The following is a 14231-nucleotide window of genomic DNA, read 5'->3' as shown; positions in this document are numbered from 1 at the left end:
GGTCGGCCTCGCCGCCGCCGCGGTGTACGCCGCCGCGCTGCTCTGCAACGAGAAGGTCACTCAGAGCGACGTCAGCGAGGTGGCCGACATCTCCGAGGTCACCATTCGTAACCGATACAAGGAGTTGCTGGAGGCCGGCGACGTCGTAACGGCCTAATCGGGTTCGGATTCATCGCTCGATTCGCGGCGTGAAACGTTTTCAATCGCTTTTACTGAGGACCGAGAGCGTAGCGTATGCGACGACGGGAGTTCATCGTCGGTTCGGGTACTGCAGCGACGGCGGCCCTCGCCGGCTGTCTCGGCGACGATGTCGACCACAGAGCGGCGTTCCGTGACGATGTCGAATCCCGCGGTGTCACGCTCGACGCGTTGGCGTTGGATTCGGGCGTGGTTTCAGTGGAGTACGACAGCGACAGCGTCGGCGACGACCTCGGTGCCGTCGCCGTCGCCTTCGCCGACCGGGTCGGCGAGGGATGGACCGTCGAGAAACTCGACAGCATCGCCTACGCCGACCGGACGCTGACGTGGTATGCCGACGCGGCGTGGGCAAGCGCCTACGTCTCCGGGGACATCGACGCAAGCGAGTACGGCCGCCGAATCAACGAGACGCTTGCCCCCGCTGTCGTCGTCGGCGACGACTGAATCGTGACAAAGGTTTTCATACCTGCCCGCCGTTGCCGGAGGTATGGAAACGTACGTCCGACTGCTGTGTCCCGAGTGCGGTAAGAATTGGCAGGATTCCCCGAGTGAGTTGCCCGACCCCGGCCGGACGTTCCACTGCCCGAACTGTCACGCGAGCAGACGGCTCTCGGAGTTCGCTCGAACCGAACACGACCTCCAGAACCTCAAGCAGTTCTGAAACGCGAACTTCGCGTTAGAAAGCGCCTGCCGTCACGTCGATGTCGGCCTGAAGCCCCTCACGGACCGCGGCGTGGACGTGGCAAATCTCCTCGCCCAACTCGATGACGTTCTCGACTTGCTCGTCGTCGAGGTCCGCTTCGATGTGGAGGTGGAAGGCGATGGACTCGAGGTCGTCGTCGTCGTCGAGGTCGGCTTCGGCCTCGGCTTCGATTTTCCCGAGGTCGATGTCGAGTTCGCGCTGGGCGCCCGCGCGGCAGGCGAAACTGAAACAGGAGGCGTAGTCGGCGACGAGTACCTCGTTCGGCGTGGGGCCGTCCGACCCCGTGGCGTCGATGCTCAACTCGAAATCGCCGGCCCGGCTCAGTGCGTGAAACTTCTCGTCGTTGACGGTCGTGGTCTCGATGTCAGCCATTGCGAGCGAACAATCGGCCGGCGAGTATAAAAAGTCGGTGTAGCCCTCGGACGCTTACAGCGTGTAGGACTCGTCGCCGTCGAGGATGACTGCCTCGGCGCCGGCACCCGTAGCCTTCAGTTCCCGCTCGAAGTCCTCCGTGTCGATTTCGATGGGCGGGAACGTGTCGTAGTGCATCGGGCAGGCGTAGTCGACGTCGAGCCAGTCGGCCGCGATGGCTGCTTGTGCCGGTCCCATGGTGAAGTGGTCACCGGCGGGGAGCGCCGCGAAGTCGGGTTCGAGGAACGGGCCGATGACCTCGCGCATCTCGACCATGAGGCTGGTGTCGCCGGCGTGATAGAACGAGGTGGTGTCGGGGTCCGTTTCCTGTGTCGGCTTCTTGTCGCTGATGACGAAGCCGGCGGGCATTCCCGCCGAGGCGCCGTAATCGGTCTCGATGCCGTTGGTGTGGTCGGCTCGGACCATCGTCACCCACGCGTCGCCGCACTCGACGGTGCCACCGAGGTTCATCCCCATCCCCCCGACGGCGCTGTCGTAGCCGAAGTTGTCCTCGGCATAGCTGACGAGTTCGGGCACGGCGACGAGCGTCGCCCCCGAGAACCGGTCGGCGTCGCCGATGTGGTCGGCGTGGCCGTGGGTCAACAGGACGTAGTCAGGGTCTACCTCCTCCGGGTCGGTGTCGGTCTTCGGGTTCTCGAAGAACGGGTCGATGAGCAGGTCGGTGTCGTCGACCGTAACGTGCCACGTCGAGTGGCCGTAGTAGGTGAGTTCCATTGCGCCTTGGACTACTGCCGTCAGCGTATTAAGCGTGGGTGCCGCCCGTGGCCGCAGACGGGGGTTCGAGTACGACGACCGGAAACGTCAGGCCGTTCGCGACACACCTCCCGGGTATGGACGTTCGCCGGGTCGAAACCGACAGTGAACTGGAGGACGCACTCGCGGTTCGCCGCGAGGTGTTCATCGACGAACAGGGCGTCCCCGAACACAGGGAACTCGACGGCAAGGACGACGAGGCGATACACTTCCTCGCGACCGACGAGGGAACGGCGGTCGGGGCGGCGCGAATGCGGGCGTACGACGAGGCGACGGCGAAAGCCGAACGGGTCGCCGTCGTCGAATCACACCGCGGAACGGGCCTCGGCCGAGCGCTGATGGAGACACTGGAAACTGAAGCGGCCGACCGAGGATACGATGCGGTTGTTCTTCACGCCCAAGTGCCGGTCGTCGAGTTCTACGAACGCTTAGACTACGAGGTGACGAGCGAGGAGTTCGAAGATGCCGGGATTCCCCACCGCGAGATGCGGAAACAGCTGTAGCGGACCAACATCACCGCCGTGTCGGCCTCGAACGTTTTGGCACTCGGCGCCGAAGCCGGGGGTGTGACACGACTCGTCGTCGCCGTCGGCGGGAACGCCCTCGCTGCCGACGGCACCTTCGAGGCACAGCATCGGACGGTGCGGGAGACGGCTTCGTCCCTTGCCGACGCCGTCGGCAACGAGCGACTCGTCGTTACCCACGGCAACGGCCCGCAGGTCGGCAACGTACTGCTGGAAGCCGAGGCCGCGGACACGCCCGACCGGCCGCTCGACGTACTCGTCGCGGAGACACAGGCGAGTCTCGGTGGATTACTCCAGCGACATCTCGACGCCGCACTCGACCGCTCTGTCGCGGCGCTTCTGACCCGCGTCCTCGTCGATACCGACGACGCCGCGTTCGACGCCCCGACGAAGCCGGTCGGGCCGTGGTACGCCGAAGTGGAAGCCGAACGGAAACCCTTCGAGACGAAACGCATCGGGTCGGGAGAACGACCGTTCCGTCGGGTCGTCGCCTCGCCGGAGCCGACCGAGGTGCTGGACGCCGAAGCAGTCGACGTGCTGCTGTCGTCTGGGCAGGCCGTCGTCTGCGGCGGTGGCGGCGGGATTCCCCTCACGCGAACGGTCGACGGCTTCGACGGCGTCGAGGCCGTCGTCGACAAAGACCACACGACGCGGCTGATAGCAGAGGCCGTCGACGCCGACCGCCTCGTCTTCCTCACCGACGTTTCCCGGGCGTATCTCGACTACGGCACCGACGACCAACGCCCAATCGAATCCGTCGACGCCGAGACCGCCCGGTCGTATCTGGAGGCGGGGGAGTTCGACGAGGGGTCGATGGCGCCGAAGATGCGGGCCTGTGCGGCGTTCGCCGAGGCGGGCGGTGAGGCCGTCGTCGCGGACATCGATGCGGTCGAATCGGCGCTGGCCGGCGAGGCCGGCACCGTCGTTCACCCCGCGAACAACTCGGATTCGTAGGCGTCGAGGAAGTCGCCGAAATCACCGTCGTGGAACTCCACGCGGTAGTGGGCCCGAACGATTGGCACCGAAACGTCGACGACTGCTTCGAGGTCGTGGGGCGTCCCTGCGAGCACGCAGTCGGCGTTCGCGGCATCGATAGTGGCTTCGAGGTCAGCCACCTGTTCCTCGGAGTAGCCGACCGCCGGCAGGATGCGGTCGAGTCGCGGGTACTCCGAGAGCGTCTCGGCGACGGTCCCCACGGCTCCCGGTCGAGGGTCGACCCGCTCTGCTGCCCCGAACCGCTCGGCGGCGACGGTCCCGGCGCCGTAGTCGGCGTCGCCGTGGGTGAGCGTCGGGCCGTCCTCGACGACCAGCACGGAGGCCCCTTCGATTCGGTCGGGGTCGTCGACGGTCACCACGGAATCGGCGTGCCAGATGTCCACCGGCCCCGCGACCGATTCGACGGTCGATTCCACATCTTCGATGGCGCCCTCGTCGGCGCTGTTCTCCTTGTTCGAGATGACGACGTCCGCCCGCCGAAGGTTCGTCTCGCCGGGGTGATACCCCGTCGTGTCCGCCGGACGGAGCGGGTCGACCAACACGACGTGGAGGTCCGGTTCCGCGAAGGCGAGTTCGTTGTTGCCACCGTCCCACAGCAGTACGTCGGCTTCTCGACTTGCGGCTTCGAACACCTCTGCGTAATCGACGCCGGCGAAGACGACGTGGCCGCGGTCGACGTGCTGTTCGAACTCCTCGCGTTCCTCGATAGTGATATCTTTGAGGTCCTCGCGGTCGGCGAATCGCTGGACGCGTTTGGCTTCGAGGTCGCCGTAGGGCATCGGCTCTCGAACGATGGCCACGTCGTAGCCCCGGTTGTCGAGTTCGTCGGCGAGGCCGCGGGTCACCTGCGATTTGCCACACCCCGTCCGGACCGCGTCGACGGCGAGGACGGGCACTTCGAGGGAGTGCTGTATCACTTCGGGGCCGAGCAGTCGGAAGTCCGCGCCTGCGCTCTCGACACGCGAGGCTGCGGTCATCACGTGCTCGAAGGAGACGTCGGAGTACGAGAACACCACCTCGTCTACGTCGTACTCCTCGATTAGTTCCTCCAACCGCGCCTCGGGCTCGATGGGGATGCCGTCGGGGTAGCCATCGCCGGCCAGCGAAGCGGGGTATCGCTCGTTGGTCGTCTCCAGTTCCCCGAGGTTCTGCCCCGGTGCCTGCGTGAACGCGACGACCTCTACGTCCTCGCGGCCTCGAAAGACCGTGTTGAAGTCGTGGTAGTCCCGCCCTGCCGCACCCATGATGAGTACGCGCATCGTCGGAGGAGCGGTTCCCAAGCGCAAAAAGGTGGTTCCGCTACGACGGTGCTTCCCGAAGGACTTCGAGGTCACGCGTGGTTCTGGCGAACTCCGACAGCGGCCGGCGCTCGCCGCAGTCGGGGCAGTCGAAGGACTCGTCGGTGTCGGGCAACGCTGCGGGCGTCGCCTCCCAGTGCTTGGTACACTCCGGACACAGCAACTCGACGAACGCTTCCATGGCAAATGGGTAGGGTCGCTGGCCCGAAAAACGTGGTGGCGGCTCCGTACCGGGACGGTCACAAGTGGGCGCCGAGCGCCTCGACGAACGCCCGCTGGTCCGGCGACGACGAGAGGAACTCGATTTCGTCGAAGCCGGCGTCGTCGTGGCGGTCGATTGCCTCGACGACGTCTTCGATGTCGGTCGTAATCAACCCCCACTCGTCGAGTTCCGAGAGGGGTACCTCCCGGCCCTGTCGTTCGATTTCCCGCGGGTCCGCGACGCCCTCGTCGAAATCGACGGCCAGCGTGCCGCGCCAGAAGCCGGCGGCCTCCCGGCAGGCCTCGCGGTCGTCGCCGTAGGCGACCGTGAACTGCCGAATTCGGTCGATTTCGTCGGGGTCCCGCCCAGCCTCGGCCGCGCCGCGTTTCAACGCCGGCAGGAGTTCGGACTCGTACGTCTCGGGGTCGACCAGGGTGAGAAAGCCGTCGGCGTAGCGCCCGGCCACTTCGGCGGTGTTCGGACCGTTGCCGGCGATGTACAGTGGGATGCGCTCATCGGGCAGGGTGTACAGTCGCGCGGCATCGAGTGTCCAGTAGTGACCGTCGTAGTCGTGGAAGCCACCGTCCCACAGACGGTCGATTATCTCGCAGGCGTCGACGAGTCGCGCCTTGCGCTCGGGGTAGTCGGGCCACTCGTAGCCGAGCGGTTTCTCGTTCATTGCCTCACCCGTCGCCAGCGTCAACCGGATTCGGCCGGGATACATCGCACCGAGAGTGGCGAACGTCTGGGCGATTAGACCGGGATGATACCGGCCGATAGCTGGCGTAACGCCCGTACTGAAGGTCACCTCCTCGGTTCGTTCCAGCGCCGCCCCGAGCCACGGCCACGCCGCCCCGCAGTGGGCGTCGGTGTGCCCCCACGGGTGGAAGTGGTCGCTCGTCCACACGCTGTCGAAGCCGGCGGCTTCGGCGGCGCTGGCGTGGTCCAACAGCGTCGTCGGTGCGTGCTGTTCGTGGGCCGCGAACAGGCCGACTTGCATGGTCGACGTTCGTCGCCGTCCCGCAAAAGGATGGGGCCAACTTCCGAACCGCGAACGCTTAAGCCACGGCCGGCCGTCGGACGCCCACATGAGATACGTCCGATTCCGCGACTCCGAAGGGACGGTGCGCCGCGGCGAGTGGACCGACGACGAGGGCGCCGAAATCGACGCCTACCCCGTAGACGAGGGGCGTATCGACCTCGGCGAGGAGACGGTCGCCGCCGACGAGGTCGAGATACTGCCGCCGTGTGACCCCTCGAAAATCGTCTGTGTCGGCCTCAACTACGCCGACCACGCGGCCGAACAGGGTAAAGAGGTCCCCGACCGCCCGCTTCTGTTCCTCAAACCGCCGAACGCGGTCGCCAGCCACGGACAGACCGTCGAGTTGCTGCCCGACAAGCAGCGACTCGACTACGAAGCCGAGTTGGGCGTCGTCATCGGCGAGCGCTGTCGCAACGTCGACGCCGTCGACGCCGAGTCGGTCATCGCAGGGTACACCTGCGTGAACGACCTCTCGAACCGCGACGACCAGTCCGTCGAGACCAACTGGGTTCGAGGGAAGGCCTTCGACAACGCCGCACCAATCGGCCCGGTTGTGGCCTCCCCCGAGGAAGTCCCGGACGACGCTGCCGTCCAGTGTCGGGTCAACGGCGAACTCCGACAGGACTCCTCCCGGGAGCAGTTCATCTTCTCGGTGCCGGAACTCATCGAGGAGATTACCGCGTACCTGACGCTGGAGCCCGGCGACGTGATTTCGACGGGAACGCCCGAAGGCGTCGGCCCACTGGAGGACGGCGACACGGTCGAGGTGACCGTCGAGGGCGTCGGAACGCTGGAAAACGAGATTCGGATTCCCTAGAAGGGGAGGCCGTATCGGCCGGCAACACCCAGGAGCCCGGCGACGACGAGCAATCCGGCAGCGAAGACAGCCGACGCGAGGTAGAACGGGCGAGCAGAGCGGGCCGGTTCGCGGATTTTCCCTTCCTCGATGCCTCGCTGGGCGCGTGCGCTGCCGATTTCGACGGTGGCGGCCAGCGCCAGCCACAGCGTCAACATCGTGAGGACGAGATAGCCGCCGGCGGTTCCGGTCAGCGTCTCGACTGAGTACAGCGTTCCGGCGAGGTGACCGCCCGTGAGGAACGTTACGAGGACGCTGAGTCGCGTCACCCACTGGAGTTTCGAGACGACGCTGCCGAAGTTCTCGGGGGCGATGTCGCCGTCCATCGCGAGCGGGAGGACGGCGGCGACGACGAACAGGACCGACCCGGCCCACAGCGACGCGAAGGCCGTGTGGAGGGTGTACATAATCGTATCCAAGACCATACGCCAAGGCCGACCGCCGGCCACAAATAAACACCCGAACCGGCAGAGCCGTTTTGTGCCGCGCCGTCGTCGCCTCGGTATGGACCTCATCGAGGCGTTCGACCCCGAGGGCATCGTCGCCGTCGTCGGTGCCGGCGGCAAGAAGTCGACGCTGTATGCGCTTTCGGCCGCTCTCAACCGAGCCGTCGTCACCGCGACGGTTCGCATTCCGCCGTTCGAGGGCCACGTGAGTCGTCTCGTCGTCACCGACGACCCGGTCGGCGCCGTCGAGAACGCGGCCGAAGGCGACTGGCCGCTCGGTGTCGTCCCCGGACGCGACGGCGACCGGGAGCGGTATCTCGGCTACGAGACGGCGACGGTCGACGAACTGGCCGAGGCGACGGACGCGCCGATACTCGTCAAGGCAGACGGGGCGCGACGGCGGTGGTTCAAGGCGCCGGCCGACGACGAACCCCAGATACCGGCCACCGCCGATGTGGTCGTCCCGGTCGCAAGTGTCCGTGCGGTCGGCGAACCGCTGACTGACGAGCGTGTTCACCGCCCCGAGCGCGTCGCCGAACTGACTGGTCTCGATATCGGCGCGGAGATACGCCCCGACGACATCGTGACCGTCCTGACCCACGACGATGGCGGCCTGAAGGGTGTCCCTGCGGACGCCCGGGTCGTCCCACTTTTGAACATGGTCGACGACGAGTCGCTGGAGACGACCGCCCGAGAAATCGCTGCCGGCGTGCTCGAACACCCACGCATCGACAGCGTCGTTCTCGGCCGGATGGACCTCCGACGGGTCGTCGATGTGGTGACGGCCTGAATCAGTCGCCGTCTTGGAGTTCGAAGGTAGCCTCGACCGACGCCTCGATTTCGACAGGGTTGGGGTGGAACCCCGACTCGGAGGAACCGAGCGCGTCGTCGACGATACTCTCCATCCCACTGGGCATGTTATCCGTCGTCACTTCCAAAACTTCGCCGACAGTGAGGCCTTCAGCGGCCGCGATAGCTTCCGCCTTGCGGCGAGCGACTGTCATCGCGTCGTCGAGGGCCTCCTCGCCGAGACGCATCCGCGCTTCGTCGCCGACGTCGAAACTAATCCGTTCGATACCCGACCCATCGCCAGCATCGAGGACTGCACCCACGATATCGTCGGCCTGTTCTGGGACACAGTCGACGACCATCGAAAACTCCGCTCGGTACTCGGGGTCGTCGGTGTGTATCTCGAAGCCGTTGTCTCTGTCCTCGAGTTGGGCGTCGGTCCGACGGATGCAGTCCTCCGGAACGTCGGCCGCAGAGAGTGCAGTTCGGAGCGACGCTTCGGTATCGCGGGCCCGTTCGTGGGCGATTTCGGCGACATCGTCTCGACCCGCCACCCACAGCCGGACTTCCGCGATGTCCGGTTGTGCTGCTGTGCTCCCCGTCCCGCTCGTGGTGACCGTCCGTTCGGTCATATCCGTCCGTGACGCCGAATCGACATAGTTCCTCGCCCGAGACTAGAGGAATTCGACGGTGCCGTCGCCGTTGGTGAGGTGAACCTCGAAATCCATCGTGTCGGTCGACTGCTCGACGAGCGACCAGTACCGCTCGGCGATGGCGTCGGGGTCGAGATACGACTGGGTCTCGTCCTCGGGGACGCCACCCGGCGGCCGGATGACACCGTCGAGAACGACGTGGGCGACGTGGACGCCCTCGGAGCCGAGTTCCTGTGCCATCGACTGTGCGAGTCCGCGAGAGGCGAACTTCGCGGCGCTGAAGCCGACAGACCCCGTACGCCCTCGGACCGAGGTCGTCGCGCCCGTGAAGATGACCGTTCCGCCGTCGCCGTCCAGCATATCCGAGACGGCTTCCTGCGAGCAGCGGAACGCGGCCTCCGGGCCGACGGCCATCGCTCGCCGGAAATCATCCGTCGATTGCTCCAAGAGGCCGTCCCACGAGGCGGCCGAGGCGTGATTGACGAGCACGTCGACGTTGCCGAGGGCGTCCCGAATCTCCGCGAAGGCCGCCTCGATGTCGGACGGTTCGGCGAGGTCCGTTGACACGGCGAGGGCATCACCGGGAGTCTCCGCTCGCAGCCGGGTCGCGAGGTCATCGAGGTACGCCTCCGAGCGCGCCAACAATGCGACCGAACAGCCTTCCTCCGCGAACCGTTCGGCGATAGAGGTACCCAATCCGGGGCCAACTCCTGCGATAACTGCAGTTCGTGGCATATCCGACAGAGGGTCTCCGGTGACAAGAGCGTGGTCCTACTCGGGGAGTCGCTCGGTGGCCCACTGCAAGTCGGCGGGCGTGTCGACACTCTCGAAACTGTCGAGACTGCCGTGGGCGGTGAGGTCGCTGCGCTCGACGACGACGTAGTCCAGGGAGAACAGCGGTTCGATGATGCGGGTGTCCTCCTCTTCGAGGGCGGCTTCACAGGCTTCGGCCATCGGTTCGGGGCGATAGACCGAGTGCAGCGGCTCGAACCAGTCGCCGGGGCGAGGGACGGCGGCGTCGTGGCCCGCGGCGCGCTCGAAGAGATACTCGAAGAGGCCGGAATCGAGCAGCGGCATGTCGGCGGCGGCGACGGCCGCGTAGGGAGTTTCGGCCGCTCGCAACCCTGTGGCGATACCACCGACGGGTCCCCTATCGGGTTCCTCGTCGATGGCGAACGTCGGGTCCAGTCCAGACAGCGCCTCGGCGATTGCCGCCCGCTGGTCGGCCCGGCAGTTGACGACGAGGCGGTCGGTCACCTCGAGCAGGCGCTCTGCGGCGTGCCGAATCAACGGCTTTCCGGCGAGGTCGGCGACCGTCTTGTCGCGGGCCCCGAACCGCACTGAGCGACCGCCGGCGACGACGACGCCGGTACGCTCGTCAGTCATCGGTGGAGGCCGTCGCGCTCTCGCCGTCGCTCCCGAGCGGCGTCACGCGGACGCTCCCGACCTTGTACTCGGGGATGCCGCTCGTGGGGTCGTAGCGCTCGCCGGTGAGGACGTTCGCCGCGCCGTCGGCGAAGTGCATCGGGACGAAGACGACGCCGTCGCCGGGTCGGTCCGTTACCCACGCCCGGACCTCGATGTCACCGCGTTCGGACTCGACGCGGACTGTCTCGCCGTCGGTGACGCCGAGTCGACGCGCCGTCTCGGGGTTGATTTCGACGAAACTCTCGCCGACGTGGTCGGTCAGCGCGTCGACCCGGCGGGTGAGCGTCCCCGTATGGAAGTGATACAGGACGCGCCCGGTCGTCAGCGTCAGGGGGAACTCCTCGCTGGGGAGTTCGCCGGGTTCGCCCATGTCGGCGGGGACGAACCGGGCCATGCCGTCGTCGAAGTTGAAGCCGTCGGCGTAGAGGAATTTCGTGCCGGGGCTCTCGCTGTCGGTGCAGGGCCACTGGAGGCCGCCCTCGCGTTCGATGCGGTCGTGACTGATACCCCCGTAAATGGGTGCGACGCGGGCGATTTCGTCCATGATTTCGGCGGGGTCGTCGTAGTTCCAGTTCGCGCCCATCCGGTTGGCAAGCGACTGGACGATACGCCAGTCGGGGCGAGCCGCACCGGGCGGGTCGACAGCGGGGTTGACTTTCTGAACGCGGCGCTCGGTGTTGGTGAACGTCCCCGACTTCTCGGCGAAGGAGGCGGCCGGCAACACCACGTCGGCGTGGTCGGTGGTTTCCGTCTCGAAGATGTCGACGACGGCGAGGAACTCCAGTTTCTCCAGGGCGCTCTCGGCGTGGCTGATATCGGGTTCCGACAGCGCCGGGTTCTCGCCCATCACGAACAGGCCACGTACCTCCTCGTCGTGGATAGCTTCGAACACCTCGGTCACTTTCAGGCCGACCTCCTCGGGCGGTCGGACGCCCCACTCGGCCTCGTAACGGTCGACCGTCTCGGGGTCGGTCACGTCGCCGTATCCGGGGAGTTTGTTCGGAAGCGTCCCCATGTCGCCGCCACCGCCCTGGACGTTGTTGTGGCCGCGGAACGGCGAGAGGCCGGCGTTCGGCTTGCCGACGTTGCCGGTCAACAGCGCGAGGTTCGCCATCGCGAGCACGTTGTTCGTCCCGTGGCTGTGCTGGGTGAGCCCCATCGCCCATCCGAAGACGACGGATTCGGCCTCGGCGATGGTTTCTGCTGCCTGTTTCAATTCTTCGGGAGCGATTCCCGCCAACCGCTGGACCTCCTCGGGCGTGAAGGGGTCGACCTTCTCCCGAAGCGCCTCGAAGTCGTGGACGTTCGCCGCGACGAACTCGGCATCGTAGAGGTCCTCCTCGATGATGTAGCGTGCCATCCCGTTGAGCCACGCCACGTCGTAACCGGGGTTCGAGCGGAGGTACTGGTCGGCGTGTTCGGCGATGTCGACCTTCCGGGGGTCGACGACGACGAGGTCGGCGCCGTCGCGGACGTTGCGCTTGATTTTCGTCGCCAGTACGGGGTGGGATTCGGTGGTGTTCGTCCCGGACAGCAGGTAGGCGTCGGCGTTGGCCACGTCCTCGATGCTGTTGGACATCGCGCCGTAGCCGACCGTCTGTAGCAGTGCAGCGACCGTCGAGGAGTGACACAGCCGAGCGCAGTTGTCGACGTTCGGCGTCTCCAGGACCGTCCGTGCGAACTTCTGGAGGAGGTAGTCGTCCTCGTTGGTACACTTCGATGAGGCGAAGGCGGCGACCGAGTCGGGGCCCCCCGTCTCGCGGATGTCACCCAGTTCCGACGCCACACGGCCGAGGGCCTCCTCCCACGACGCCTCGCGCAGTTCGCCGTCTTCCCGAATCATCGGCGTCGTCAGCCTGTCCTCGCGTTCGACGAACCCGTAGCCGAACTTCCCCTTCACGCACGTCGAGAAGTCGTTTGCGGGGGCGGCCTCGGGGTCCGTCGCTCGGACGCCGAGTATCGAGTCGTCTTTCGAGTACACGTCGAACCGACAGCCGACGGCACAGTAGCCACAGGTCGTCTCCGTCTCGTCGACGCGTTTCAGTCGGGCGTCGCCGACGCGCTTTGCGATTCCGAAGAGGAGGCCCTCCGAGAGGACCGTCGCCGCCATGTCCTCGGCGAGGTGTTCGCCGAACTTCATCGCGCGAGCGCGGAGGTCCCTCGCGCTGTCGGTCGCCTGCCGCTTGGCTCGCTGCATGAAGCCGTCGACACCGGGTTCGGCTTCGGTCCCGCTGCTGTCACCGTCGTCCCGCTCCAGCACCTCGCCAACGGAATTCCGCTGGGAGAAGCCGGGGAACGGCAGCGTCGTCGCGTCGACCAGTCCTTCCTCGACGAGGCTGCCGGTCGGACACACCGTCGCGCAGTGGCCACAGGAGACGCACGTCGACTCCGCCATCGTCTCCGCACCGGTCTGGAAGCCGATTCGGGTGTCTTCGCCAGTGCCCTCGACGCGGAGGACGCCCTCGACCTGTACGTCGTTGCAGGCCTCGACGCACCGATTACAGAGGATGCACTTGTTGCGGTCGATGTTGATAGGCGAGGAGGCGTCCAGCGGTTCGTACTCGTCGCGGTCGTCGAAGACGCCGTAGCGGGGGTGGGAGACGCCCGCCTCGATGGAGGCGTCCTGCAGTTCACAGCGGCCATTCTTCCCGCAGGTCGTACACCGGAGGTTGTGGTTCGACAGCACCAAATCGAGGTTGACGCTCCGGGCTTCCTCGGCGTCCGGAGCCGTGGTCTCGACCGAGAGGCCGTCCTCTGCGGGCGTTGAGCAGGCAGCGACGAGGTCGCCGTCGGACTCGACGACGCAGGTGCGACACGTCGACCGCGGACCGATTTCCTCGCTGGCGTCGGTGTCGCGGTCATAGTGACACAGCGCCGGTACCTCGCGGCCGGCCGCTTCGACGGCGTCCAGAAGCGTCGATTCGGGCGGGACGACGACTGTCTCGCCGTCGACGGTGAGTGTCGCGGCGGCGTCGGCCCCCGAACCCTGCCTCGGCGGGTCGTTTGCAGTTCCGGTCCGGAAGTCCTCGGTCAGCGGCGTCGATGGCCGAGGGTCCTCGATGTCCGGTATTCCGGGCGTCGGTACGGGTTCGTCGGCGCTCATTGCAGCCCCCCGCAGGCGCCGGCCGGACACCTGCCGTCGGCATGAGCGCGGAACTCGCCCTCGAAGTCCTCCAGTGCGGTCCGGACGGGTCGAGCGGCGGTTTCGCCGAACGCACAGAGGCTCGTCGTCGCCATGACGCGACTCAACTCCCGAATCTTCGCGGCGTCGAACTCACCGTCGTACACCGCCCGAAGCGCCTCGTGGAGTTGTTTCGACCCTTCTCGACACGGAACACAGCGGCCGCAGTTCTCCTCGCGGGCGAAGGCGGCGCGCTCGCCGACGCTGGCGACGATACAGCGGTCGGGGCCGAGAACTTCGACGACGCCCTCGGTACCAAGCCCGGCTGCACTCAGCGCGGGCGCGGCCACGGGAACATCCAGCGAACGAGTCACGCCGCCGAACCGACCGCCAACGGCGAAGCGGGCGTCGTCGGGAGCGTCGACCGCCGAAAGCGCCCTCGACAGCGGCACGTCGGTCGGCAACTCGACGGTCGCCGGGACGGCCACGTCGCCCCCGACGGAGACGAGACGCGTTCCGGGGTCGGACGTTTCGGCGTCGAAGGCTTCGGGATTCCGCCACAACTCGGCGGTCTGCAACAGCGTTCGCGGCGTGTGGACGGCGGTCGGCCGTCCGTACAGCCCCCACTCCTCGGGACCGGGCGGGCGGCGTCGCGCCTCGATTCGGTCGTTGCCCTCCAGTCGCTCCAGCGCCATCGTCGGTTCGCCGAGTCGGAAGTCGTCTTCAGCGGCGACGACGTGCCACTCGCCGGCGGCTTCGAGTCGCTCGACGACGAGGGGGCGTCGGGCCC

Annotated in this window: 17 protein-coding genes and 1 pseudogene; 7 read left to right on the top strand and 11 right to left on the bottom strand. The window is 66.8% G+C overall.

Going from position 1 to position 14231, the window contains the following annotated elements:
* The 3 genes and pseudogenes from GJ631_RS17455 to GJ631_RS18805 all read left to right on the top strand — a co-directional run.
* A pseudogene (locus GJ631_RS17455) lies at positions 1 to 157 on the top strand (transcription initiation factor IIB 2); the annotation flags it as partial.
* Positions 158 to 234: 77 nt separating this feature from the next.
* Positions 235 to 642, top strand: coding sequence for a hypothetical protein (locus GJ631_RS17450; RefSeq protein ID WP_156710378.1), 408 nt, complete (start codon positions 235 to 237; stop codon positions 640 to 642).
* 43 nt (positions 643 to 685) lie between these two features.
* Entirely contained in the window at positions 686 to 859 is a 174-nt protein-coding gene (locus GJ631_RS18805; RefSeq protein ID WP_178917107.1) for a hypothetical protein, read from the top strand.
* Between the two features lie 15 nt (positions 860 to 874).
* Here the strand turns inward: GJ631_RS18805 and GJ631_RS17445 are convergent, their stop codons facing one another.
* Both GJ631_RS17445 and GJ631_RS17440 read right to left on the bottom strand, forming a co-directional pair.
* Positions 875 to 1273 (bottom strand): OsmC family protein, encoded by a 399-nt coding sequence (locus tag GJ631_RS17445; protein WP_156710377.1) that lies wholly within the window; start codon positions 1271 to 1273, stop codon positions 875 to 877.
* Between the two features lie 54 nt (positions 1274 to 1327).
* Positions 1328 to 2047, bottom strand: a complete 720-nt coding sequence (locus GJ631_RS17440; protein WP_156710376.1) for a metal-dependent hydrolase — start codon at positions 2045 to 2047, stop codon at positions 1328 to 1330.
* A 116-nt stretch (positions 2048 to 2163) separates the two neighbouring features.
* Here GJ631_RS17440 and GJ631_RS17435 point away from each other — a divergent pair, with 116 nt between their 5' ends.
* Positions 2164 to 2589 carry a GNAT family N-acetyltransferase gene (locus tag GJ631_RS17435; protein ID WP_156710375.1) on the top strand — a complete coding sequence of 142 codons (426 nt, stop codon included), beginning with the start codon at positions 2164 to 2166 and terminating at the stop codon, positions 2587 to 2589.
* Positions 2590 to 2652: 63 nt separating this feature from the next.
* Positions 2653 to 3564, top strand: a complete 912-nt coding sequence (locus GJ631_RS17430) for a carbamate kinase (protein ID WP_197425172.1) — start codon at positions 2653 to 2655, stop codon at positions 3562 to 3564.
* Here GJ631_RS17430 and GJ631_RS17425 read toward each other — a convergent pair.
* Genes GJ631_RS17425 through GJ631_RS17415 form a run of 3 tightly spaced genes read right to left on the bottom strand, consistent with a single transcriptional unit; the run spans position 3537 to position 6106 of the window.
* On the bottom strand, positions 3537 to 4865 hold the full coding sequence (locus tag GJ631_RS17425; RefSeq protein ID WP_197425170.1) for a GTPase: 1329 nt from the start codon (positions 4863 to 4865) through the stop codon (positions 3537 to 3539). The two genes, GJ631_RS17430 and GJ631_RS17425, sit on opposite strands and share 28 nt — an antisense overlap.
* Before the next feature lie 40 nt (positions 4866 to 4905).
* Positions 4906 to 5085, bottom strand: coding sequence for a hypothetical protein (locus tag GJ631_RS17420; protein ID WP_156710373.1), 180 nt, complete (start codon positions 5083 to 5085; stop codon positions 4906 to 4908).
* Between the two features lie 58 nt (positions 5086 to 5143).
* On the bottom strand, positions 5144 to 6106 hold the full coding sequence (locus GJ631_RS17415; protein ID WP_197425168.1) for a TIGR03557 family F420-dependent LLM class oxidoreductase: 963 nt from the start codon (positions 6104 to 6106) through the stop codon (positions 5144 to 5146).
* 88 nt (positions 6107 to 6194) lie between these two features.
* On the opposite strand from GJ631_RS17415, the gene GJ631_RS17410 reads away from it, so the two are divergent.
* Complete coding sequence (locus GJ631_RS17410) at positions 6195 to 6965, top strand: fumarylacetoacetate hydrolase family protein (RefSeq protein ID WP_156710371.1); 771 nt, start codon at positions 6195 to 6197, stop codon at positions 6963 to 6965.
* Here GJ631_RS17410 and GJ631_RS17405 read toward each other — a convergent pair.
* Positions 6962 to 7429 carry a transporter gene (locus tag GJ631_RS17405; RefSeq protein WP_156710370.1) on the bottom strand — a complete coding sequence of 156 codons (468 nt, stop codon included), beginning with the start codon at positions 7427 to 7429 and terminating at the stop codon, positions 6962 to 6964. The genes GJ631_RS17410 and GJ631_RS17405 overlap by 4 nt on opposite strands.
* Positions 7430 to 7508: 79 nt before the next feature.
* On the opposite strand from GJ631_RS17405, the gene yqeC reads away from it, so the two are divergent.
* Positions 7509 to 8240 (top strand): selenium cofactor biosynthesis protein YqeC, encoded by a 732-nt coding sequence (gene yqeC / locus GJ631_RS17400; protein WP_156710369.1) that lies wholly within the window; start codon positions 7509 to 7511, stop codon positions 8238 to 8240.
* 1 nt (position 8241) lies between these two features.
* Here the strand turns inward: yqeC and GJ631_RS17395 are convergent, their stop codons facing one another.
* From GJ631_RS17395 to GJ631_RS17375, 5 genes are all read right to left on the bottom strand, one after another.
* Positions 8242 to 8871, bottom strand: a complete 630-nt coding sequence (locus tag GJ631_RS17395) for an SIMPL domain-containing protein (RefSeq protein ID WP_156710368.1) — start codon at positions 8869 to 8871, stop codon at positions 8242 to 8244.
* A gap of 42 nt (positions 8872 to 8913) precedes the next feature.
* Positions 8914 to 9627: an SDR family NAD(P)-dependent oxidoreductase gene (locus GJ631_RS17390; RefSeq protein WP_156710367.1), complete on the bottom strand. Its 714-nt coding sequence runs from the start codon at positions 9625 to 9627 to the stop codon at positions 8914 to 8916.
* 36 nt (positions 9628 to 9663) lie between these two features.
* Entirely contained in the window at positions 9664 to 10278 is a 615-nt protein-coding gene (locus tag GJ631_RS17385; protein WP_156710366.1) for a molybdenum cofactor guanylyltransferase, read from the bottom strand.
* The gene (gene fdhF / locus GJ631_RS17380; RefSeq protein ID WP_156710365.1) at positions 10271 to 13423 is read right to left on the bottom strand and encodes a formate dehydrogenase subunit alpha; all 3153 of its coding nucleotides are present in this window, start codon (positions 13421 to 13423) and stop codon (positions 10271 to 10273) included. Before fdhF ends, GJ631_RS17385 begins: the two co-directional genes overlap by 8 nt.
* The coding region (locus GJ631_RS17375) for an NADH-ubiquinone oxidoreductase-F iron-sulfur binding region domain-containing protein (RefSeq protein ID WP_305079941.1) at positions 13420 to 14231 on the bottom strand (812 nt) is incomplete at its 5' end. The genes fdhF and GJ631_RS17375, both read right to left, overlap by 4 nt.

Origin of the sequence: Natronomonas sp. CBA1123 (assembly GCF_009741925.1) — an archaeon.
Classification (GTDB): domain Archaea; phylum Halobacteriota; class Halobacteria; order Halobacteriales; family Haloarculaceae; genus Natronomonas.
The sequence above is the reverse complement of the archived record's forward strand: the minus strand, read 5'-3'. Positions and strand labels throughout refer to the sequence as shown.